This is a genomic window from Pseudarthrobacter phenanthrenivorans, from assembly GCF_036455295.1.
In the GTDB taxonomy this organism is placed as follows: domain Bacteria; phylum Actinomycetota; class Actinomycetes; order Actinomycetales; family Micrococcaceae; genus Arthrobacter; species Arthrobacter phenanthrenivorans_C.
The window spans coordinates 309453-332897 of the sequence record NZ_JAYXNX010000004.1 but is presented as its reverse complement, the minus strand read 5'-3'; the positions used below and the strand labels follow the sequence as shown (position 1 = coordinate 332897).

Annotated in this window: 20 protein-coding genes; 7 read left to right on the top strand and 13 right to left on the bottom strand. The window is 62.0% G+C overall.

Annotated features, from left to right (window positions below):
• Positions 1-5 precede the first annotated feature (5 nt).
• Positions 6-2246, top strand: coding sequence for a beta-glucosidase family protein (locus VXJ37_RS07580; RefSeq protein ID WP_331322437.1), 2241 nt, complete (start codon positions 6-8; stop codon positions 2244-2246).
• A 14-nt stretch (positions 2247-2260) separates the two neighbouring features.
• Positions 2261-2509 (top strand): hypothetical protein, encoded by a 249-nt coding sequence (locus tag VXJ37_RS07575; RefSeq protein WP_331322436.1) that lies wholly within the window; start codon positions 2261-2263, stop codon positions 2507-2509.
• A 129-nt stretch (positions 2510-2638) separates the two neighbouring features.
• Here VXJ37_RS07575 and VXJ37_RS07570 read toward each other — a convergent pair whose 3' ends face one another.
• Positions 2639-4021 carry an MFS transporter gene (locus VXJ37_RS07570; protein WP_331322435.1) on the bottom strand — a complete coding sequence of 461 codons (1383 nt, stop codon included), beginning with the start codon at positions 4019-4021 and terminating at the stop codon, positions 2639-2641.
• Between the two features lie 98 nt (positions 4022-4119).
• Positions 4120-5097, bottom strand: a complete 978-nt coding sequence (locus VXJ37_RS07565; RefSeq protein WP_331322434.1) for a LacI family DNA-binding transcriptional regulator — start codon at positions 5095-5097, stop codon at positions 4120-4122.
• A gap of 66 nt (positions 5098-5163) precedes the next feature.
• Here VXJ37_RS07565 and VXJ37_RS07560 point away from each other — a divergent pair, with 66 nt between their 5' ends.
• Positions 5164-7101 (top strand): alpha/beta hydrolase fold domain-containing protein, encoded by a 1938-nt coding sequence (locus VXJ37_RS07560; RefSeq protein WP_331322433.1) that lies wholly within the window; start codon positions 5164-5166, stop codon positions 7099-7101.
• Positions 7102-7229: 128 nt separating this feature from the next.
• On the opposite strand, the gene VXJ37_RS07555 is transcribed toward VXJ37_RS07560, so the two are convergent.
• The 11 genes from VXJ37_RS07555 to VXJ37_RS07505 form a co-directional block, all read right to left on the bottom strand.
• The gene (locus tag VXJ37_RS07555) at positions 7230-8216 is read right to left on the bottom strand and encodes an Lrp/AsnC family transcriptional regulator (RefSeq protein WP_331322432.1); all 987 of its coding nucleotides are present in this window, start codon (positions 8214-8216) and stop codon (positions 7230-7232) included.
• Between the two features lie 97 nt (positions 8217-8313).
• Positions 8314-9561, bottom strand: coding sequence for an amidohydrolase (locus tag VXJ37_RS07550; RefSeq protein ID WP_331322431.1), 1248 nt, complete (start codon positions 9559-9561; stop codon positions 8314-8316).
• A 13-nt stretch (positions 9562-9574) separates the two neighbouring features.
• A complete protein-coding gene (locus VXJ37_RS07545; protein ID WP_331322430.1) occupies positions 9575-10327 on the bottom strand; it encodes a hypothetical protein in 753 nt (250 codons plus the stop codon).
• Between the two features lie 25 nt (positions 10328-10352).
• Positions 10353-11087 (bottom strand): DUF5058 family protein, encoded by a 735-nt coding sequence (locus VXJ37_RS07540; protein WP_331322429.1) that lies wholly within the window; start codon positions 11085-11087, stop codon positions 10353-10355.
• 294 nt (positions 11088-11381) lie between these two features.
• Positions 11382-11915, bottom strand: coding sequence for a VOC family protein (locus VXJ37_RS07535; protein ID WP_331322428.1), 534 nt, complete (start codon positions 11913-11915; stop codon positions 11382-11384).
• An 11-nt stretch (positions 11916-11926) separates the two neighbouring features.
• Positions 11927-13807, bottom strand: a complete 1881-nt coding sequence (locus VXJ37_RS07530; RefSeq protein WP_331322427.1) for an oxidoreductase — start codon at positions 13805-13807, stop codon at positions 11927-11929.
• A 119-nt stretch (positions 13808-13926) separates the two neighbouring features.
• Complete coding sequence (locus tag VXJ37_RS07525; protein ID WP_331322426.1) at positions 13927-14838, bottom strand: helix-turn-helix domain-containing protein; 912 nt, start codon at positions 14836-14838, stop codon at positions 13927-13929.
• A 117-nt stretch (positions 14839-14955) separates the two neighbouring features.
• Positions 14956-15804: a catechol 1,2-dioxygenase gene (catA, locus tag VXJ37_RS07520; RefSeq protein ID WP_331322425.1), complete on the bottom strand. Its 849-nt coding sequence runs from the start codon at positions 15802-15804 to the stop codon at positions 14956-14958.
• 236 nt (positions 15805-16040) lie between these two features.
• Positions 16041-16700: a family 16 glycoside hydrolase gene (locus tag VXJ37_RS07515; RefSeq protein ID WP_331322424.1), complete on the bottom strand. Its 660-nt coding sequence runs from the start codon at positions 16698-16700 to the stop codon at positions 16041-16043.
• The gene (locus VXJ37_RS07510) at positions 16693-17592 is read right to left on the bottom strand and encodes a zinc-binding dehydrogenase (RefSeq protein ID WP_331322423.1); all 900 of its coding nucleotides are present in this window, start codon (positions 17590-17592) and stop codon (positions 16693-16695) included. The genes VXJ37_RS07515 and VXJ37_RS07510 overlap by 8 nt, the downstream gene beginning before the upstream one ends.
• A gap of 91 nt (positions 17593-17683) precedes the next feature.
• Positions 17684-19039, bottom strand: coding sequence for an MFS transporter (locus tag VXJ37_RS07505; protein ID WP_331322422.1), 1356 nt, complete (start codon positions 19037-19039; stop codon positions 17684-17686).
• A 105-nt stretch (positions 19040-19144) separates the two neighbouring features.
• On the opposite strand from VXJ37_RS07505, the gene VXJ37_RS07500 reads away from it, so the two are divergent.
• The 4 genes from VXJ37_RS07500 to VXJ37_RS07485 all read left to right on the top strand — a co-directional run bounded on the left by VXJ37_RS07500 (position 19145) and on the right by VXJ37_RS07485 (position 23432).
• Positions 19145-19666, top strand: a complete 522-nt coding sequence (locus tag VXJ37_RS07500) for a PadR family transcriptional regulator (protein ID WP_331322421.1) — start codon at positions 19145-19147, stop codon at positions 19664-19666.
• A 290-nt stretch (positions 19667-19956) separates the two neighbouring features.
• On the top strand, positions 19957-20745 hold the full coding sequence (locus tag VXJ37_RS07495; RefSeq protein WP_331322420.1) for an SDR family oxidoreductase: 789 nt from the start codon (positions 19957-19959) through the stop codon (positions 20743-20745).
• 192 nt (positions 20746-20937) lie between these two features.
• A complete protein-coding gene (locus VXJ37_RS07490) occupies positions 20938-22233 on the top strand; it encodes a CaiB/BaiF CoA transferase family protein (protein ID WP_331322419.1) in 1296 nt (431 codons plus the stop codon).
• On the top strand, positions 22230-23432 hold the full coding sequence (locus VXJ37_RS07485) for an acyl-CoA dehydrogenase family protein (protein WP_331322418.1): 1203 nt from the start codon (positions 22230-22232) through the stop codon (positions 23430-23432). The genes VXJ37_RS07490 and VXJ37_RS07485 overlap by 4 nt, the downstream gene beginning before the upstream one ends.
• Positions 23433-23445: the final 13 nt, after the last annotated feature.

Below are 23445 nucleotides of genomic sequence, written 5' to 3'. Positions count from 1 at the left end.
CTTCAGTGACCCACACAACAGATACACCCCCTGCACCCGCGCAGGTAGCAGCCATAACGACCGGAGCCGACTATTGGACAACCAACGGACTGCCGGACGCCGGCCTGCGCCGGCTCCGGATGGCTGATGGGCCGCATGGGCTCCGGGTTCAGGACGACGAAAATCCGGACCATCTCGGCATCGGGCGCAGCGAGAAGTCGACATGCTTCCCGCCCGCAGTAACCCTCGCATCGTCCTGGGATCCGGACCTTGTTGAGTCGGTGGGCGCGGCCCTGGGCCGGGAGGCCCGCTCCAAGGGCGTAGACATGGTCCTTGGGCCGGGCATGAACATTAAGCGCAGCCCGCTGTGCGGGCGGAACTTTGAGTACTTCTCCGAAGACCCGATGTTTACGGGCACCATGGCGGCGGCCATGATCAAGGGTATTCAAAGCCAAGGCGTCGGTGCCTGCGCGAAGCACTTTGCCGTCAACAATCAGGAGACGGACCGCCTGCGGGTGAGCGCGGACGTGACGCAACGCGCGCTTAGGGAGATCTACCTGCGTGGTTTCGAGATAGCAGTGCGTGACGCCAATCCCTGGGGTGTCATGGCATCCTACAACCGCATCAACGGCGTCTTCGCATCAGAGAACTCCTGGTTGCTGACGGATGTCCTAAGGGAAGAATGGCGCTACGACGGCGTCGTCGTATCAGACTGGGGCGCGGTGCACGACCCCGTGGCGGCCCTGAAGGCCGGGCTTGACCTCCGTATGCCCGGCAGGCCCGATGACTCCCGCATTGTCGATGCCGCCCAATCCGGAAAGATCGATAAAGAACTTGACCGGACGCTCACGCGGCTCAAAATTTTGGCGGACCGCACCCAAATGATCGAACAGGGCGAACAGCCGGATCTGGAAGCACACCACCGGCTCACCCGCCGTGCTGCGGCTGAGTCCGCGGTACTGCTTAAGAACGATCAAGCCGCCTTGCCGCTGGAAGCAGCATCGATGGAGCATGTCGTATTCATCGGGGAGCTGGCCCGAACGCCCCGCTATCAAGGGGCGGGAAGCTCAGCAGTCAATCCAGTCCGGGTCGTCTCAACAATCGACGCGCTGGTGGACCGGTTCGGGCGGCAGCCCTTGTTTTCCGCCGGCTACAGGTTGGACGGTGTCGACGACGACGGGCTGGTCGAGGAAGCCGTGGCCACCGCGGCGACAGCGGAAACGGTGGTCCTCTTCCTCGGTCTGCCGCCCGCCTTCGAATCCGAGGGCCGGGACCGGGCCGACATTTCGCTGCCCGCAAACCAACTTGCCCTCCTGGACCGTCTCGCCGCGGTCAATGACCGCATTGTTGTCGTTCTCAGCAACGGTTCGGCGGTAACGACGGCCGAATGGCGGGACAAGGCGTCGTCAATTATCGAGTTCTGGCTCACCGGTCAGGCTCACGGTGAAACGGTCGTCGACGTCCTCTTTGGTGACGTCAATCCTTCGGGAAAGCTGGCGGAAACCGTTCCTGTCCGCCTCGAGGACACGCCGGCGTTCCTTGATTTTCCGGGAGAGGAAGGACACGTCTCCTACGGCGAGGGTATCTACGTGGGATACCGGTACTACGACACCCGCGACATCAGCGTGGACTTTCCTTTTGGGCATGGTCTCTCCTACACCACCTTCGAGTACTCGGACCTGCACGCGGCCGCTTTCGATGCGGATTCCCCTCTCGCCTTCACTGTTTCACTGACAGTGAGCAACACTGGGACGTATCCCGGCGCCGAAGTCGTCCAGGTATACGTGGGCGGTTCCCAGGGCACCCTTTCCACGCCAGTGCGGGAACTCAGGGCCTTCCAAAAGGTAAATCTGGAACCCGAAGAATCCGTCCGCCTAAGCTTCGATGTGACCCGCGAGCAGCTGGGACACTACAGCACCGAACTGGAACACTGGGTCTACGACGGCGGTCCCTGCACTGTCGAGCTCGGATCATCTTCCCGTGATATCCGCCTTTCTGCCTCATTGGATGTCCCGGCCAACCCGGTACCCCGTCCCCTCACTGTCTGGTCCACATTCGGAGAATGGGACAGCGACACCGACGCCGGCCCGCGCCTTGCCAGGCTCATTGAAGGACGCGGCGGTATCCGTGGCCGGATGGGAGATCTACTCAAGGACGAGACAGGCAGGGCGAGTGTGCTCGCGTTTCCGCTTAGGGCCCTAGTCGAGTTTCCCGGGTTTCCGGTCGACCTCGACGACATCGAGAAACTTGTCGCATCGTCGATTTGAATCATCCACAGCGCATGAAGAAAACTGAAGCGGGCCACACCAGCGTCAGTGCTTCGCAGGGACCCGGGCCTGCGCCGGGAATGCTCGAAGTCAATGTGGCAACACTTGCAGAGGTCGAACCGACATTGGAGGACGCCATCCAATCCGTCTCGCCTGCGGCGGTGCACTACGGTATGGGCATCCTGATCACCCGGATTGGGGTCGGCCGGTATGTCGTCCGGGCCCATCCTCATGTTCCGGAGGGGTTTGTCCGGCGGCAATGAAGTTTGCCGCCTGAACGCGATTGGTTGCGCCGCCGGCGGCCCGGCCGAGAGCGTGAGCACGCGAGGCACGAAGTGGCGCCAGGTCGAATAACCCGGCGCCACCTCGCCCGGGCCGCACGTACATCATGGTTAGCGCGGTGCGGTTTCCAGTGCACCGGCTACTGAGGGAGACTTCGGGTTGCCCAGCTGGCGGGTCTCAAGACGAACAGTCTCCCGCATGGTCAGGATCGTGACGGTCGCGACGAGACCGCAGACGCAACAGAAGATTGCCACTGGGACCCAGTTGGTAAGGTCCGGGCCGGCCAGTCCGGCGGCAATCGTGGGCGCGAAACCGCCCAGTGCGAAACCGAACTGTGTGCCAATGGCCATGCCGGACATCCGCACGCGGGTTTCAAACTGTTCGGAGAACACGGCGAGCCCCGCACCGCCGTAGGCTGAGTAGACGATGCCCGAGAGCAGAATGCCCCACACATACATCATGGTTACGTCGCCCTTGCTCAGTGAGTGGATAAACGGCCAAATCAGGGCTGCCGAGCCAAATGCGCCAGTGATGAAGACCGGTTTGCGCCCGATTCGATCTGCCAGAATGGCCCACAGGGGGATGCTGATAACGCCGAAGACATTGGCGATGATGAGCATCCAGAGCATGGTCGCGCGTGGGATGCCGATGGTGGAGACTCCGTAGTTGAGGGCATAGACGCTGAAGATGGTGCTGGTGACAGACACCAGTGCCGCAAACACGACCTTGATGACGTCAGCGGTGTAGTAGCGGAAGAGGTAGCGCAGGGGCGCTTTGTTGTCGTTGTCCGGGTGGGCGGTTTCCTCCGATTGCTCGGCCGCGAATTCAGGGGTCTCGCTCAGCGAGCGGCGGATCCACCAGGCGACCGCCATGACAACTATGCTCAGGAGGAAGGGGATACGCCAGCCCCAGCTGAAGAACTGCTCGTCCGGCAGGGCAGAGATGGGCAGGAACACGGCGGTGGCCAGGATGAAGCCGAATTGCGTCCCGCCGAGGGTGAAGCTGGAGAAGAACGCTCGGCGACCGTATGGTGCATGTTCCATGGTCATGGATGTGGCACCGGACTGCTCACCGGCCACCGCGATCCCTTGCAGGGCACGCAGCAAGACCAGCAGGATGGGAGCGGCGATGCCGATCTGCTCGTAGGTGGGCAAGAGTCCAATGAGGAAAGTTGCAGCGCCCATCCCGGCGATGGTGAGGAACATGACGATTTTGCGGCCATGCCGGTCCCCGATGTGACCCATGAGGAACGAACCGAGTGGACGCATCACATACGCCACGCCGAAGGTGCCGAGGGACACCAGGACAGCGCCAGTTTCCCCGAGGGGTCCAAAGAACAATCGGGGGAAGATCAATGCGGCGGCGCTGCCGTAAATGAAGAAGTCGTAGTATTCCAGGGCGCTGCCAATCCAGGCGCCTGCGGCAGCTTTGCCGGGCATCCGCCGTGGGATGGTGGTCTGCCCGTTGCCGGAGACCAAGTTGGGGGTGGGCATGGTTGTGCCTTTCCTTCTGAAATGGAGCTGAGAGCAGTGGTTTGGACAGAGGTAAGAGAACAGAGGTAAGAGAAGCGTGATCGATCGGCAATGATTGGTCAGGGTCTTGGCTTTGTACTGCCGCGCACAACGAGGTGGCATGGCACGTGCACGGGCTCGGTGGGCACGTCCTCGCCCCCGATCATCGCCATGAGCAGGCCCATCGCCCGGCCAGTGATTTCAGCGACGGGCAAATGGACAGTGGTCAAGGCGGGTTGAATGATCTGCACGGCCCAGATGTCGTCGTATCCCACGACACTGATGGCCTCCGCACGGGCACGATCGGCGGCGTCTAACACCCCAACCAGTCCCAAGGCAATCAGGTCGTTGTAGCACACCACGGCTGTCGCAGAGGAGGTCCTTACGTCTTCGACGGCGGCCTGCCCGCCGACCAATTGCGGAGGCTGGCAGGGAAGTTCGGTGAGGTCCATGTTCCTGCTTTGCAGCGCGTCCACGAGTGCGTCGTGGCGTTCCCGGGCGGAAAGAGTGTCCTGGTTGACACCGATGTAGGCCACCTTCCGGTGCCCCAGGTCCGCAAGGTGGTCAACTACCTCGACCATGGCCTCCCGGGCGGATGAGACCAATGCCGGAATGCCCTCGACGATGCGGTTAACGAGCACTATTGGGATCCCAGTTGCGATCTGGCGCAGTTCATCGTCAGTCATCTGCGGCTGAAAGAGGATCATCCCGTCGGCTTGCCGTCCCAACGCAGTGACGGCATGGCAGTCTGATTGAGATTCCGCGTCGCGGTCAGCGAGCATTACCGTCATCTCATGCCGCCGGGCGATTGCCTGGGCGGCCTTGACTGTGAGGGGGTGAACGGGGTTGGCGATGTCTGGTACAAACAACCCGATTTGTCCGTGTCGCCCCGTGGCCAGGGACCGGGCCGTGCGGCTGGGAACATAGCCCAGGTTCCGGGCCGTTTCCATAATCAGTTCCCGGGTCTCCTCTTTCACTGCGTCAGGACGCGAGAACGCCCGGGAAACAGTGGCTTTGGAGATACCCAGCTGCTGGGCGACGTCGTAGAGGGTGGTCACGGCCGCCTCTCCTCACTGATAACTAATGGCTTTGCAACCGGTTACTGTAACCGGTTGCATTTGGTTATGGTGACATGTTTCACTACTTGCGAACCATCTGTCAATACCTCGGTGCGGCGTGGGTCACACGCTCCCAACGCAATGAAAGGCCGCAGTATGCAACACCGAATGTCCGGTCCTTTGGCCGCTGGCGCCAGCGCTTATCCCTGGCCCGCCCCGAGGCGGGGTGAATTTGACGAGGCAGTCCTCGATGGCCTTGTTTATGCGGCTCCTGTCGGCTTTCGTCCTTTGTCCCTTGAACTGCGAGTCCCGGGAAGCGCTCTGGTCCGGAGCGCGCCGCCCTCCGGAACTGGTGGGGCGGCGGCCCCTGTTCCCCCGCCTGTGGTGGTCTGGGTCCATGGCGGCGGGTGGAACCTGGGAGGCCGGACCCGCCGATCCCCCAACCTGCAGGAACACTGGGTGGTCGAGCGGCTGGTGCTTGCTGGATTGGCCGTGGCGCTGGTGGACTACCGGCACATTCCTGAGGCGCCCTTTCCAGCCCCCGTGGAAGACGTGCGCGCTGCCGTGCGCTGGGTGAGAGCCCACGCAGAGCAACTGGGTTTGGACGGACAACGCATCGTTTTATGGGGGGAATCGGCGGGAGCGCATCTGGCGTGTTTGGCTGCGTCCATGAGTGACGACCAACTCGACAGCCTAACGGGCGTGGGCTCCCATTTCCGTGAGTACTCGGAACACTCCGCCGCGGTGCAGGCGCTGGTCGATTGGTACGGGCCGATGGACCCACCCGCTGGCGCCCCCGAAATCGAGACCGCTGAGGATGCTGCCGGAGCAAGGCCGGACCCTCTGGCCGGCAGTGATTGGACCGCTGAGCAGTTCTCCCCACTCGCCTGGGTGCACTCCGGGTTGCCCCCGGTCCTCGTGGCACACGGATCTGAAGACGAACTGATACCGGTGGAACAGTCCCGCCGCTACCGTGACGCCCTTCTTGCCGCGGGAGTCCGGGTGGAATACATGGAGACCAACGGCGGGCACGTCTTTGAAGGCGGTTCGGTGGTGCAGGTCCTGGAACGCACCGTGGCGTTCCTGCGCAACCGCCTGGACCTACCCGAGGCACCACAACTGGACCCGCAGACTGCCGCTGTTGAGGAAGCCATGATAGCTACCGGGCGTTTCCCTTTCTTTGACATCGATGATGCCGCAGAAGCGAGGGCACGCGGAGCCGAAATGCGTGACCAGTTCTATCCCCCGCGGCCTCAACCTATTGCCGGCATTCAGGATCTCGTGATCCCGGGTCCGTGGGGAGAGGTGGCGTTGCGGTTGCAAAGCCCCCAAGCAGCCTCCGACGTGGTGATCCTTTATGTTCACGGCGGAGGCTGGGTGCTCGGGGACCTCGACTCGCACCAAGGCACCGCTGCCCGCCTGGCCGTGGCAACACCAGCGACGGTGGTGCAGGTCGATTATCGGCGAGCCCCCGAGCACCCCTTCCCCGCAGCAGTGGACGATACCGTGGCCGCTGTGGAATGGGTGCACGCCCACCTGGCGGAACTCGGTGGGCGTCGGCTGGTGCTGGCAGGGGACAGTGCAGGTGGTAACCTCGCCGCCGCAACAGCACTGCACTGCCGCGACAATGGAATCCCTGTTGAAGCCGTAATGCTCCTCTACCCCTCCACTGATTGGACGGCCCAGCCAGTCGGGGGACTTGTGGCCACCTACGTGCCAGCAGGCCAGGACCTTACAGACCCCCGGCTGTCACCGGCGCGGGCTCCGTCCTTGGCCGGACTGCCCCCAATCATCCTGGGCGTGGGCGGACTGGACTTCCTGTTCGAAGACAACCTGGCCTACGTCCACGCCCTGCGTGGGGCGGGAGTTCAGGTGACCCTGCGGGTGTTCCCGCAACTCAGCCACGGATTCTTTAGCTATGCAACAGTCTCCGGTGCCGCCGACCGAGCCGCCGAGCAACTGTGCCAGGACCTCTCAGCACTCCTTTGGGGACTGGCCACCTAAGACGGCTGGCCAATGCCGGGCAACGGCCAGAGGTGTCAATTCCCGGTGATTTGTGGCAGAAACGTCCTCGTCCTAAGGCGCATTAGGAACAAACCCGAGCGCACTCTAAGAACGGCTCCGGACTCAGGCTACAGCGATGGCTCCTGAAACATGCCGTCGTAGTAGCGCAGGGTGCTGCGCTTGAACACCTCCGCGTAGACGGATGACCGAGCGGCTGCCACGCCGTCGCGGTTTTGCAGGTCGGCCAGGAGCGGCCCAAGGTCTTCGAGGGCGGTTACGGCTACCTGTGCCACCAGTTGGTCACCGGAGGCAGCGGCCCACCGCGTGACAGGGAGGCCAGCGATGTACTCCCCCAACGTTTTGCTCGATGAGCCTGAACACGTAACGGTGAGCAGGGATTCTACCGGGAAGCCGAAGGCTTCCAGGTCCACGACGGCCCTGATGAACACGATTCCGGTACTGGTCATGGAATCCAGGCGCCGGCTGACCGTCGCCTTGGAGACGGAGAGTTCAGAAGCCAGTTCATCCAAGGTTGCGCGGCCGTTACCGTGCAGGAGCATGGCCAGCATCCGGCTGGTCTCGTCAAGCGGCGGCCGGCCGCTCGCCTTGCCGGCAAGGCGGCCATCCTCATTCGGGTGGAGCGCCGCATACTGTTGTTTGGTGAGAACATCCGGCATCCAGCCGGACGGGGTGCGGAAGTAATCGAACAGCGGCATCAGGTTAAACGACTGGATCCCGTCCACCGCCGCGAGCCGATGGTAGAGCAGTTCTCCTAATCCGTCGGGGGCGAGGAACATGCCCGCCACAGCCTCATTCGCTCCCGATAGGGCGCTAACCCACGAAGACTCGTCCTGGTCGGCGAGCCATGAACATACGTTGCGCAGTTCCCTGGGAGTTGCTTGGACGCGGAGCAGGAAGGCAGTGCGGGAACTTACGGCTACAGGGTTGACGAACGCATTGATGCGTACCGCACCGGATTCAAGTAGCTTGTTGCCGCGGCGGGCCACCGTCCGTTCCTGTTGACCGAGGACTTCGGCAATCAGCCGCCAAGGGGCGCGGCCGTTGCGCACTAGTGCGGCCGTGATCTGCCGATCCAGGCTGTCCAACTGCTCCACGTCCCGTTCCTTCGTTGATTCTTCGGCCCCCTGGATGTGGCCCGGGCACGGCACCTCGGCTGCGGGGCGCCAGGGATGCCTGTCGCCCCGCAGATTCTCAGTTCCGGCCCAGAAAGGCTAACACTCCGGAAAGTGCTGCACCTGTTCCCACGACGACGGCGGAACGCGCCTCTGGAGCAAAGAACGGCGAGTGGTTGCCTGCCGGTGAAGCGCCGCCGTCGAAAAGTTCCGGTTCGAAGGTACCGAAAGCCCAGTAGACGCCCGGAACACCGATCGCGTCGCTGAGCAAACCCGCGTCTTCGGAGGCCATCCCCAGCGGGGCGTCAGTCACTACGTCTGCGCCGAAGTCCGTCGTGAAACCTTCGATGACGCGGCGGGTGGCCTCAGGATCGTTGTAGCACCGGGGAAAGGTGTTTATTTCGGTGATGGTGGGCTCAGGGGCAGCGGAGGCGGCGGCTTCGGCTGAAATAATCCGGCGGATTGCTGCCAGTACGGCTGCGCGGGTGTCTTCGTCCGGGGTTCGGACGTTGATCGAAAACTCAGCTGTTGCCGGGATAATGTTTTCCTTCAGCCCAGCGTGGAAAGTTCCTACTGAGATGACCGCCGGCGTGGATGGTGCCAGTTCGCGCGAGACGATGGTCTGCAGCCGAAGCACCATCGCTGAGGCGGCAACGATCGGATCTACGGACTTCTCCGGCTGCGAACCATGTGCCTGCCGGCCATGGACCGTGACCTTCCAGGAATCTGCCAAGGTAGCCATGTGCCCGCTCCGAATCAGGAGCGTGCCTTTGACCGCGGGCAGTACGTGCTGGGCCAGCACCACCTCGGGTTTTGGCGCCCGGTCCCAAAGTCCATCGCTGATCATTGCCCGGGCGCCATAGGCGGTTTCTTCGCCGGGCTGGAATATCAAAACCAGCGTCCCCTTCCAGAGCTCCCTGCGCTCCACCAGGAGGGCGGCAAGCGCGAGCGCGGCAGCAACATGGGTGTCATGCCCGCAGCCGTGCATCACGGGCACGGTGGTACCGTCCCGTTGCGTACCCGTGGCCTCGCTGGAGTATTCAAGGCCCGTCTCCTCGGCGATAGGCAGGCCGTCCGTGTCGGCCCTGAAGCCGACGACGGGACCGTCGCCGTTCGTCAGGACAGCCACTACCCCGGTGGCTCCGCAGCGAAATGAGTCGATCCCCAGGGCGGCCAAGTGGGTTTCGATGTAGGCGGCAGTCTCGAATTCCTGGCCCGAGAGTTCCGGATGGGCGTGCAGGTGCTTATAGACGTCTATGTATTCGTTCACAAATGATTCGGGAACGTCTACAGCTGCGGTGAGCCGCACGCTCGTGGTGATAGTCATTCAGAGTTCTCTTTCAGTGGGTGGTTTCGGAGATGGGAGCGGCGGGGTCAGCCGCTTCCCGGGCCTTGTCGGTTCCGGGTGTCGGGTTGTTGGACCGCGCGTACCACGAGACGACGATGGTGATGATGACGGCCAGCGCGGTGGCGTAGAACGTAAGCGCCGGGACCAAGGGCACCACCACGAAGACAATGACAGCAGCGACCAATACGGCCACGATCGTCGTGCGGCGGCTCTTCATGGCAAGCACGCTCTGCAGGACAACGGCCCCGAAGACTGCAGGGAGGATGTAGCCACGCGCGGTGGCAATCAGTGGTGCTGGGAGCATCCCGACCAGCCAGGTGCCCAGGACGCCCACAAGGAAAACCAGGGTGGTGATGTGGATGAGGACGGCACCGACAATGGCGCTTCCGGCAATGAGTTCCGCCCGACGTGTGCCCGGTTTCTCGCCCAGGTTGGCCTGTGCCACGATGGCTGCCGGGAGGAGCTTGTTGGCGATGTTTCCGATCAGGAAAGCCTGGTACATCGCCGAGCGGCCCAGTATCGGGAAATAGGAAATGGGTTCAATGATGGCTATGACGCCGAAGGTGGCCAACACGGCGACGACCGCGGTGACCAGCTCCATCCCTGTGATGCCCGCGCCAGAGCCGAAAGCTGCGTACAGCGCGGCTGCCAACGAAATGAGCAGACCCAGGCCCAGTGTGATCGGTCCCCAGATGGAGGTGGTGCGGTCAAAAGCTGCAAGTTCAGCGGAAGTTGTCTTTGACATCGGAGTGGCTCCTTTCGTGTGGTTCTCAGGCTGCTGTCATGAAGTAAGCGACCGCCAGCGCTGAGACTATGGCGAGGCCCAGACCCCACTCGCGCAGCCAAGGGCGGCGCAGCTTATGGGCCAGCAGCAGACATGCCCCCATGGACGCCGCCGATACGATCATGGTCACGAGATGCGTTGGCGACTTGACCACTTCCGTGAAGGCCAGCGTGAAGAACGCGCCAAGTAGCGCCGCTGTCGGCACCACAGCCATGACGGCCGGATTCACCTTGCGCAGCGTCGCGTCGCCCTTGCTCAAAATTGGAGTGAGAACCAGGGCCGAAAGCATCCAGGCGAGGCCACCGATGGTCATGGCGGCGAAAGCCAGGGCGAAGATCTTCTGGGTATAGGTGGGTCCGCCCAACTGCGCCCCCTGCGTGCCTGCAGAAATGCCGGCGGCGGCGACGTCGAACGCAGCCGAACCAACCAGGCCGATTCGGGCGAGCACTGCGGGTGTCCCGAAAAGCGGGAGCAGCGAAACAGCGATAAGCGCGACGGCAAGCGAAGGCCCGATCGCGGCCACAGCACCGGAACGGACAGAGCTGCTGACTTGGGCAGGCGTAAGCCCGACGGCCGGTGCCGCCTTCCGGATGGCCCGGAAATAGATGACTGATTGAAGGATGATGACGACAAAGACCCCTGCCGCCGCAGCCCAGAGGACTGGATGGTATATGAGGGGGGTGATGTCTGTAGAACGTGGATCGATAGCTGCAACAGGCACGGTATCTCCCTTGCGAGGTGAGTGCGGGATCTCTGAAATTTGTCCAAAGATCAAATAAATACTGGATACGGCGTCGCGATTTCTCATTTGTACCGCACTCAGTGACCACAAGTACATAGTTTCTTTGTTTCTTACGTATGTCCATCGGGACGCATGGGAGTAAATTCCGGTGCCGCGGCTACGTTCGAACCTTGGGAACGGTGGAAAAGCTCCTCACACAGCACAAACGGCCGAGCCAGCAGGCTCGGCCGTTCGCGTGTTGCAGAAGCTCTTCAGGATCTATCGGACGGAAAGTTACTCCTGATGCGTGTTGTCGGCATACTGGGCCGGGCGCCACCTGCGAAGCGGGGTGCGCGACTCGTAAGCCTGCGGAGACGGATAGGTCACGAGTTCGACCGTGCTGCCCCACGGGGTGCGCGCGTAGAGGTACCGGTTGCCCTCCCCTGCGTCACCCCCGGGAAGATCGCCAGGCGCGCTGAGCAGCTGCCCGCCGGCCTTTTCCAACCGGGTCGAAGCCTCCTCGATGTCGTCCACGTATACGCAGAAGTGCTGAAGTCCGTAGTCGCTCGGCACCACGGGCTCCCGCTGGGCAGCCCCGGAGTACGTGAACAACTCCAGGTTGGGTCCATCTCCGAGACGAAGCATACGGATGGCCTCGATCCTCGCCCCTTGCGGGATGCCCAGCCCAGCCTCGACAGCCGGACCCGCCAAAGGTTCGTCCAGCATGTCGTAGATCTTTTCGGCTCCGAACGCGTCCACGAAGAAGTCCGTGGCCTGTTCGAGGTCAGGAACTGTGATGCCGATGTGTTCAATTGCGCGGATGACCATTTGTACTCCTCCTAAACCTCAGCTGCGGCCCAGAAACCGGACTGGGTCGCCTCGTACATCCGGCCGCCCCTGAAGCGTGTGCCGATGGTGCGTATGCGTTCGCCGTCGACTGCCGCTGCCAGGAAATCGTTAGGTGTACGGTCCTGAGCCCACACCACTGTCCCTCCCGCAGGGGCCGGCTGGTCCGTAAGAATGTTGACGTTCCGGGAAGCGAGCAGTCCCCTCAGGTGATTGCGCTGCATGTCATTCGTGTCGAGCCCAACGTCCTCGCTGGGAGAGCTGAGCATAACCTTGCGGCCCTGCTCGGACAGCCACAGGGCCGCGAACATCGCTGTTTCAGTGTTTCCGTGCACGGTTACCTCCTTCGCCTCCGGCGCACTCCGGCCTGCCAGCATTTGCACGGCATCGATTGCCCCCTGGGGCGCACCGGCACTCTCGGTGCCGGTAGCGAGAAAGACTGTGTCGTACCCGCCCATGTCCGCTTCGGTGACCTCGGTTCCGAGCCGCACGTCGACCCCCGTGCGCTCCAGCTCGGCGCGGTAGAACTCAACAAACGTCGTGATCTCCTTGTTCAGGACCTCAGCTGCGGCCCAGGCCCGCAACTGACCGCCGATCTCCTTCTCGCGTTCCACCAGCGTTACTTCATGGCCACGGTCCGCGGCCAGAATGGCTGCCTCGCATCCGGCCGGGCCAGCGCCGACGATCAGGACCCGCTTGGCGAGAACTGCCAGCCGACGGGCTTCGGCTGCCCGCTTCTCCTGGGAGAGCGCCGGGTTGATAACACACTGCGTGTGCTGGCCATTGAACATCCAGCGCGAGATGCACTCGTTAACCGCCAGGCAGCGACGGATGTTGGACGTTGCCCCACGCCGGGTCTTCTCAACGATCGTGGGATCGGCCAGGCCTGCCCGTCCCATGGCGACGAAGTCCAGTTCACCGGCAGCGACGTCGTCGTTGAGTTCATCCAGCAACCAGACGAGACGCCCGACGCCGATGACCGGTACGGAGACCCGCTTCTTCACCTCTTTGGCGTAGTGCAGGAGGTTGCCTGGCGGGACCATGGGCAGGAGGACGTCCGCCGTGTCGTAGTTGCCGGCCGACACGTCCAAAGCGTCTACATACTTTTCAAGCATTTGGCAGAACGCCAGGCCGTCATCCAAAGAGAGCCCGCCCTCGTACGGCTCCTCGACACTGAGCCGGTACATCACCGGAAAGTCTGGACCGACCTGTTCGCGGACTGCCCGCACCACTTCAAGGGCAAACCGGGCGCGGTTTTCCAGCGGGCCTCCATACCCGTCCGTGCGTTTGTTGGTCTTGGGCGACAAGAACTGCCCCAGCAGATACCCATGGGCGCCGTGGAGTTCCACTGCGTCGAAGCCAACTTCCTTGGCGCGGCGGGCGCCTTGGGCGTACATGTTGATCAGGCCGGGAATTTCTTCGAGCTCAATGGCACGCGGCGCCGTTCCAAAGGCGCTGGTGATGCCCGCGGTCGGCGCAATCGGGGGCACATTGCCTTCGGTATTGCCCTGTGAATTCTGCCGGCCCGTGTGGTGCAACTGGACCGCAATTTTCGCGCCCTCATTGTGTACCGCCTCCACCAGGTCGGCCAGACCTGACCTGTAACGGTCATGGTCAATCCGGATCGGGTGCCCGACTGTACGGCCAACCTGCCAGTCCACAGAGGTGTTCTCGGTGATGAGCAGGCCTGCTCCACCGCGCGCCCGTTGCCGGAAATACTCAATGAGGCGGGGCCCTGCATACCCGTCGACCTCGGCATACTGCGTGAATATGGGTGACTGGACGAAGCGGTTCTTCAGGGACATCGATCCGATTCGCCCGGGCTGGAACAAAGCGGCGTGCTTCAGGGAACGCTCGCTAAGGGTACTGGTCATTGGGACTCCTTCGTCACCGTGAGGTATCTCCTCGCTATTAGCAAGTATTGGTCCCTCCCGGACCCAAAACATGCCTCCGTGTGCACAAAAATGTTCCGGATATGCACAAGTGGCAGCTGTCACATTTCGCGGCGGCCGTTCCGTGCCTCGCGGGGGGAAATTCCATAGGCAGCACGAAAGGCGCGACTAAACGATGACGGGTTGTCGAAACCGCACCGGTGGGCAACCTCGGTGACCGATACAGGTGCGGGCGAGAGCAGAAGCTGGTATGCCAGTTCACGTCGCCGCCGCATCAAAAACTCCCGGCAGGTTTCCCCTGTGCCTTCGAACAGCGCATGGAGGTACCGGATCGACACGGCATTTCCGTGCGCAATATCGTCTACAGAAAGACTGGAGTCGCCCAGCCGGGACTCGACAAAGGCTTTAACTTCCATAAGGCGGATCGCCTTTGTGTCGAGGACGATGTTGGTGGATGCGCCAATAGCGGAGGCTAAAAGATCGACCGCAATCCGTCCCGCCATCGCCGCTGAATCCTCGTCCAGATCCACCGCCCTGGTCGACGTGTGCAACCAGTCAAACAACAGACGAAGGCTGGGCGTGCTATTCAAGGGGCGTCCGACAAGTGATTCAAGGCGCGGCAACGCCTCAAGGCAGAGCTGCCGGGGCATGAAGAGTGTCGTTTTTAGGAGAGGTCCTTCGCTGAAGCACTCTCCAGGCAATACTCCGTCCCACATGACCGCACTGCCTGCTCCCACAACTGCCTGTCTGCCCCCCTGTGAAAACACTTCCCGGCCGCGCCTTACCAATAGGACGGCTGCGTAATCTCCGTCAGTATGGCTAATTTCCCGCTGGCCGCGCCGCCCTCTCATTCCGCCCAGCCGGCAATCCACAGCCCACAACCCACCAAATTCTGCCGCCCGGTGTTTCAACGCCGCGTCCCGAACCACATCCAACTGCCACGGCAGGTGGCTCGTTGAGAATTCGTCGACCATTTCGTCGTTCACTAAAGGCATCGTCGTCACCGACGTCATAGGGTCACTCCGTTTCCCTGCATCGGAGCAACCGCAGCAAAGTCGCCGGGTGGCATAATCCGACCACCCGACGACCGAAGCCTGCGGAGGCTCCACCTTCCGACAGTTGGAGTTGTATCAGTTCTCCGGATCGAGGACGAAGTCGTAGGTGACTTCCCGCCCATTGCCGTCCGTGCGGTCGGTCGGGGCGAGGATCAGTTCCGGCTTGACAGCTGAAGCAATGTCGTCTGCGACGTGCTCATCCCCCTGGAAGTACAACTGGGTGGTGATGAGTTGGTGGCCCGGAGCGGAGACCTTCAGGTGCAGGTGTGCCGGCCGCCAGGCGTGCCAGCCGGCAGCGGCAATGAGGGCACCGCAAGCGCCGTCCGTCGGAATCTGGTACGGGGCCGGCTGGATGGTGTTGATCTGGAATTTGCCGTTAGAGTCGGCAATCACGGACCCGCGAAGGTTCCAGTCAGGCAGGCCCGGCGCGAACTGGGAGTAGAACCCGAGGTCATCGGCGTGCCACAGTTCGATCAACGCGCCGGCCAAGGGCTGCCCGGCGACGCTCGTGACCTGGCCCTGGAACAGCAACGGCGTGCCCGGTTCGTCATCGCGCATGGGCAGCGTGGCCGGCGTGTTTTGAACGGGCGCGTTCGGGATGTAGTAGGGGCCTTCGATGGTTCCTTTGGAGCCGTGCCGGTTGGCGTTGGCAACTTCTTCGACGGAGTGTTCCACCCAGACGTCAAGGAAGAGTGGCCATTCCCCGTCCTCACCGACCTGGATCAGCCAGGCTTTGAGGGCGTTGTACTCGTCGTAGCTGACCTTTTCGTCGATCACGGTGTCGTTGATGGCTTTGATGATCCTGCCAGCGAGGGCGCTCACGCGTTCCTTGCTGGTTGCTGCAGCGACGTGCTTGTTTTCCCTGAAACGGGCTGTTGCGCCTGCACCTGAGGCGGCTGCGGTTGCCTGGGTTTCCGTGGTCACGGTGACTCCTTTGTCGTGGATGATTCTTCTTGCGCGCAGCACTCCCGCGGCAAACGCCGAGGGCAAGTGCCGGGCATCACACAGTGTGCGGCTGATCCAAGCGTAGGCGTCCCATTGGGCATATAGAAATACCTTTTTCTACCTGATTGAAACACTTTCCATATCAGTAGGCTTCGAGTAAAACGCCCGCCGTACAGCATAGGAGGCGGATATAGATCCGGATGCGGGCTTCCAAATCAGCCGCGGGTGATGCTCAGATTGGAGAAGAAGGCCTCGGTTCCAATGTCCACCCACAGGCCAATCTTCCCGCTGGCCGGCATGGCCTTGGTCTCAGCCAGAGCCAGGACCTCCACTCCATTGATGCCGACGCGAAGGCACTGGTTCCCCACTTCGATGCGCAGGTGGATCCACTCGTCCGGGCCGATGTCGGCTCGAGCCTCATAGCGGCCGTCGGGGTATTCAACGCGAAGACGTTCAAAGTCCCATTCGGGATAGGCGAAATACTGCACGGCGCGATTCACACGCGGACCTGGTGGATTGAGCTTCGCACCATTGAGCGGTCGAACATAGACAGACTCAAAGCGGTCAGCGTCGTCGGAAATTCGGTAGGCGATACCGGCAAAGGCACGCGCATAGTCGGGCGCGTCCGCAGTCAGGCGGCTCAATATGTCGACCTCAATGACACCGTTCTCGAACTCAGCCGGCAGCAGGACAAAGGTGGGCTGGTCGACGTAATCGACTCCGGGGACCCCCGCTGCCGCCTCGCCGGTCAGTGCCACCCGGAGGGCCCTGCGGCCCGCGATCTCGCCGGCAAATGCCGTAACGGATCTCAACGAAGCTCCCCCTGGCAGCCTGTCCAAAGGCAAAACAGTGCTGCCCGCGTTGACGTCAGTCATGAACGTGTCCTTTCACTGTGACCACAAGCTTGCCGGATACGGACCCATCCTCCATGTCCTGGTGCGCTTGGACGATCTCGTCGAACCTGTAAACCTTGCCGATGGGGACTGAGACGTGTCCGGCTTCCACGGCATCCAGGAATTCCTGCAGGACAGGTGCCGGAAGGTCTCTGGCGCCACCGGAATAGGCGGTCAACCGCACCCCGTTCGGAATGAAATCGATCGGATAGAAGTCCTTAACCGTCCACTCGTCTGACAGCATTCCGGTGAAGCAGACAGTCCCGTGGACAGCGGTAGCCCTTAGCGTGTCTTGAAGTGTCGGTGTGCCGACCAGCTCCACTGCGCCGCCGACCCCGCCCGGGAAAATTCCGCGTACCTGTTCGGCAATCGAACCGGAATCAATTACCACGTGATCCACGCCTGCGTCCAGGAGCGCCTGCCTTTTGGCTGGATTCCTGGTGGTGGACACCACGGTGATGCCGTGGCGTTTGGCGAGGACGGCCAGGGCCATCCCTATGGACGAAGTGCCGCCACGGATCAACAGGCTGCTGCCGGCCGCGGCATTTACGCCGACTGTCAGGGAGCCGTTTGCCGTTTGCAGCATCTCAGGCACGGCACCCAAAGTGGAGCAATCAAGGCTGCTCCTAAACGGGACCACGCTGGAGGCCGGCACGCTCACGTACTCCGCATAACCGCCGTCGAAAGTCCTGCCCATGCCGCCCATCAGCGCGGCGACCTGAGTGCCTTCGGCGACCTCACCGCCCGGAGCCTCTACTACAACACCGGTTGCTTCAATCCCCGGGATGCGCGGGAAGGATCCGAATGAACCCAGCCCCCTGCGGAAATGAAGCTCTGAACGGTTAAGGCCAAAGGCGTGAACCTTGATCAACACCCAACCAGGCCTGGCAACAGGCCGTGGCACTACCCGGATCTTGAGAGCTTCGGGCGCTCCAGGGCCGTCAAGGACGATTGCATGCATTTGCTCAGGCATGGTTACTTGCTTCCTTTGATTCGGTTTGCAGGTCACTCAGCTGAGGCGAACTGTCGGCCGCCGAAATTTCGGAATGCCCTCCCGCGGTTTCAGGCCCGCGGCGAATCGCGGGTATCGCGGCAACGCCGACAGCTGCAATCAGTACCCCGGGTACCAGTGACCACGTGGTGGTTTCAGTCAGCGACTGAACCACATAAGGCGCGATGCCGCCGAATATGGTGGTGGCAATCGTGCCGCCGATCGCCAGCGCGGTGAGGCGCCCCCTGACGACAAACTGCTCCGGAATTGCTGATGCGCCCACTGCGCTCAGGCTGCCGGCCAGGAACGAAAGAACCACGACGGCGGCAATCGCCAAGGGTGTAGAGGAGTAACCGGCGGCAGCGAACATAGGAACGGGCAGAAGAACGGCCGCCACCGCCAGGACGAGCAACGTCCGGCGACGCCCGTATCGGTCGGACAGCCAGCCGGCAGCCGGCGAGGCAACAACCACGACGGCGGCGGAAAGCGTCGCAAGGGCAAGCGCGGAAGATTCGGCCCAGCCCCGAACGGAAACCAGGTATGTGGGCAGGTAGACAATGCCTACGTAGTACGTTGCGGAGACAAGCCCGGAGATGACGAAGGTGCGGATAATGGCCCGCCATTGCCGCCCCACAACCTGCGGAATCGATTCCCGGGTTTCCTCTGCGCGGCTCTGCGCAAAGAGCGGGGTTTCGTGGAGGCCGGTGCGCAGCACCAGGATCATGGCAGCGAGTACGCCGCCGATGATGAATGGTATCCGCCAACCCCACGCATCCATCTGTGCCGCAGGAAGGGCGGCGATGGTGACGGCTGCGACGCCGGCAGCGAGTAGCGCTCCGATCTCGCTGGCAGCAGCGGCCAACGATGTCACCAGGCCCCGCCTGCCTGGGCTGCTGCTTTCCAAGAGGTAAGTCATGACACCGGTGTATTCACCCCCCACTGAAAAGGACATGAGGCACCTCAGTGCGAGCAGCCAGGCGGCGGCCGCTTCACCAATTTGCGCGTGCGTGGGCAGGACAGCCGTGCCTATCGTGGCCAGCAGCATCAACGCCATGGATGCCAGCAAAACGGGCCGGCGGCCCCAACGGTCCCCCACATATCCAAAGACGAGGCCGCCTACCGGCCGGAGAAGGTAGGAAACTGCAAACGTTGCCAGTGTCATGAGAACCCCCGTAGGGCTGTCACCGAAGAACACCCGTGAAAGGACGGCGCTGAGGTAAAGGAACAACGTGAAGTCATACCATTCCACCACAGTGGAGAAAACGGCGATAGCGAGCCGGCCCCGGGAAACGGTGGCTTGGGCCACAACGGGCATGGGCGAAGACGGCATGGGAGGATCCTTCGACGGCGACAACGAAACGATACCTCGAAACGAGGTAACCATCAGGGAACATTACCTCGTTTCGATGTATTCCCGTCCGCTAGCATTGTGGTCGTGCTCGAACTGATGATCCTGGGCTTCCTCGCCGAAGGCCCCCTCCACGGCTACCAACTCCGGCGCAAGATGAACGAACTCTACGGTTTCGCAAAGGAGATCAGTGACGGGAGCCTGTATCCCGCCATCCAAAGGCTCATCAAAGCGGGTGCCATTGTGCAGCGCATCGAGAATGGCCGCGCCGCCCAGCGCCACACACTCGAACTCACGCCTAAGGGCCGGGAAGACCTTCAGCAACGGCTTCGCAGCGCTTCGGGCGGAGATGTCAGCGATCTGGGGCGGTTTATGGTGATCCTTGCCTTCCTGTCCCAACTTCCCGACGTCGAAGACCAGCACGCGGTACTCGAGCGGCGGCTGAAATTCCTCGAGGCACCCGCCAGTTTCTTCTACGAAAACGGCAGGCCTTTGCGAAGCGCGGATATCCAGGACATCTACCGCCAAGGAATGCTGACCATCGGCAAGGCGGCGAGCCGGGCAGAAATTGCCTGGCTCCGCCGAACCCTGGGTGCCTCCGCGAAGTAGGATCCCCTCACCCAATGGGGGTTTCTACTGCTCCCCGACGGCCATGTTTATTGCCTCATATGCATCAATAGGGCCAATTTTGGTATTTCCCCTTGGGCAGCCTGGCGCCATACCGTGAAGACTCGCGGGATACGCCATCGGATTCACCCACGGCGGCCAACATCGAGGTGGGATGACGGTGGGCCTCCCCCCGATTCCGAGGCCAGCGGCACGACTGTTGCAGCTGCTGCGGACAAGCCGGGGAAGGACTCCCGCAACTCACGTGCACCCAAACAAAGGAGTTTTGAGCAATGGCTGGACGAGTTGACGGCAAAAGGATATTGATCACCGGCGCAGGCAGCGGAATGGGCCGGTCGGTTGCCCGGCGCCTGGCGGAAGAGGGGGCCAAGCTGACGATCTTTGACCTCAACGCTGAGGCGGCCAATGAAGCAAGGGATGAAATCGTTTCCAAAGGCGGTACAGCAATTTCGACTTCCGGCAACGTGGTCAACCGTGCGGACGTTGCGGCCGCAGTCGCAGCGGGCGTTGAGGCATACGGCGGACTGGATGTCATGTTCGCTATTGCCGGCATTATCAAACCCCTCCATTTCCTGGATGTGACGGAGGAAAACTGGCGGACCACCCTCGATGTCAACGGCCTCGGCTCCCTGATCTGCCAGCAGGAAGCGGCCAAACAAATGATTTCGCAGGGGACCGGGGGCAAGCTCATCCTCACGTCATCGATCGCAGGTCGCCAGGGATACCCAAACTTCGCCGCTTACTGCGCCAGCAAGTTCGCGGTCAACGCGCTGGTACAGGCAGCAGCCCGGGGACTGGCCGAACACCACATAACGTGCAACGCCTTTGCACCGGGCGTGGTGGACACGCCACTGTGGCGCAAGCTCGACCTCGACATCATGGAACTCGGAGACACTTCCGCGCCCGGGCAGGCTTTCAACGAATTCTCAGGGTCCATACTTGCCGGTCGCGCCGGCACGCCCGAGGACGTCACTGGAACGGCACTCTACCTGGCATCGGAGGATTCCGATTACATGACCGGCCAGGTCGTCATGATCGACGGCGGCATGGTTCTCGTGTAGCTTCCCGGAGCAAAGCCAACCCACCAAAGGCAGAGGCATCACCGACCCACCCGGCTCGGTGATGCCTCTGCCGTTAAAAGGCGGCACTAGATTATTCCGATCAAGACATCAATACTGCCCGGAATAAGTATTGGACCAGAGGTAATACGTAGTGGGATGGTTGATGCATCGACGAGCATTCAAAGGAGAGCCGTGACGATTCAAACCAGCCCAAACCTCGACTGGCCCGAGATGGCCGGTAACTACACGTCCCTTGATGAGGTTTCGGCTTCCGACGTCTTCGGCCGTAAGGGAAGCGGCCCTCTGTCCGGTGTACTGGTGGCTGATTTCGGCCGCGTACTGGCTGGCCCCTACTGCACCATGTTGCTGGCAGACATGGGCGCAACGGTTGTCAAGATCGAGAGCCCTGACGGCGACGAAACCCGGGCGTGGAAGCCTCCCGTCAGGGACGGCGAGTCCACGTATTACCTGTCGATCAACCGCAACAAGGGATCTATCGCCCTGGACCTAAGGGACGAGGATGATCGCAGGATTGCCCAGGACATCGCCCAGCGGGCCGACGTCATGGTTGAGAACTTCAAACCTAACTGCCTGGAACGGTACGGCCTGGACTATGATTCCGTGGCAAAAACGAATCCAGAAGTGATTTATGCATCCATCACCGGCTTCGGTACGGCAGGAGGTGCTTCACTTCCGGGATATGACCTGCTTGTCCAGGCGCTGTCCGGCCTGATGAGCCTTACGGGCGCACCCGATACCCCGGCGTACCGCTCGGGTGTTGCCGTGTTCGACGTGATCACCGGCCTCCACGCGGCTATCGGGATACTCGCCGCCCTTCATGAGCGGGCGCAAACGGGCCGGGGGCAGCAGATCGAAGTCAACCTCATGTCATCCGCGCTGTCCGGCATGGTGAACCAGACCGCCGGCTATCTGTTGAGCGGCACCGTCCCGACACGGCTGGGAAATGAACATCCCAGCATCTACCCCTACGAGCCGCTGCCCACGGGCGAAGGCGACATTGTCATTGCCATCGGTAACGATCCCCAGTTCCGCAAGCTGTGCCAAACCCTTGACCTCCCGCAGGTGAGCCTCGATGCCCGGTTCTCAACGGCTCCGGCCCGCAGCCTGAACCGCGAAGAACTCCGGCCTGTGCTGCAGGCGGCCCTTAGCAAAGCATCTTCTACCGAGTGGTTCGACGTTCTCACTCGGGCTGGAATTCCCTGCGCTCCGATCAACGACGTTCGCCAAGGGCTCGATTTCGCTGAACGCATTGGACTGGAGCCCGTCGTCACCATTGGTGAAGGCAGGGATGCCATCCCCACCGTCCGGAATCCGATCACTTTCTCGGAGACACCCGTCAGCTACGACCTCGTTCCCCCAGCCCATGACGGGAACCGGGACCAGGTTCTTGCCTGGCTTGAGACGGGAAAGCAAACCAAAACACACCGGCGGCCTGCATCCGCATCACAACGAAAGGTTCAACGATGACCACCACAGCCGACCGGCAGACGGCAACCTCTGATTACTTCCGGTTGGATGACGATCTCACTGCTGACGAGGTCGCTATCCGCGACAAGGTCCGCGCGTTCGCCGAGAACCGAGTACTTCCGGTTATCAACGCCTATTGGGAAAAAGCTGAATTTCCCGAGGAACTGCTCGAACCCTTGGCCGGGCTGGGTGTCATAGGGACCACTATCAAGGGCTACGGTTGCCCCGGCATGAGCCGCAAGGCCGCCGGAATGGTGGCACGCGAAATGGCCCGCGCCGATGGGAGCCTCAACACGTTCCTCGGGATCCATTCAAACCTCTGCATGGGCGCCCTTAACCTCCTGGGCAACGCCGAGCAGCGGGAACGCTGGCTCCCGCCCCTGGCCAGGATCGAAAAGACCGGCGCCTTCGCACTGACCGAGCCGGAACACGGCTCGGATTCCGTGGCTCTGGAGACCGCGGCCCGGCGCGACGGAGACTCCTGGGTGCTCACGGGCCGCAAGCGCTGGATCGGCAACGGCCACGCCGCCGACGTCATCGTCCTGTTCGCTCGAAACACGGCAGATGGAAACGTCAACGCATTCGTTATCGAAAAGGACGCCGCGGGCCGGTACCCCGAGGGCTACTCCCCCACGGTCATCTCCGGCAAGGTTGGCAAGCGTGCCATCCTTCAGGCCGACATCGAGATCACGGAAATGCGGATCCCCGACGCCAACAGGCTGGAATTGTGCCATTCCTTCCGCGACGTCTCCCGGGTGCTCCAGGCAACACGGGGCGGCGCGGCATGGGAAGCGGTGGGCCACGCCATGGCTGCCTTCGAGATCGCAGCTGACTACGCACTCAGCCGCCACCAGTTCGGAAAACCCATAGCTTCCTACCAACTGGTCCAGCACCGGCTGGCCAACATGCTCAGTGAACTGACCACCATGCAACTGCTCTGCACCCGCATGGCCGAACTCGCTGACCAGGACAAGCTCACCAACGCCATGGCCTCGATGGTGAAGATGGCCACCGCCCAAAAGGGCAAGTGGATCTGCAACGAAGCACGGGACTTGCTGGGCGGCAATGGACTGCTACTGGAAAACCATGTTGTCCGCCATATGACCGACATGGAAGTCGTCTCAACTTATGAAGGCACCGACTCGATGCAGGCCCTCATCGTAGGCCGCGACATCACCGGAATTTCCGCGTTCAACTAGACCGTCATCCGGC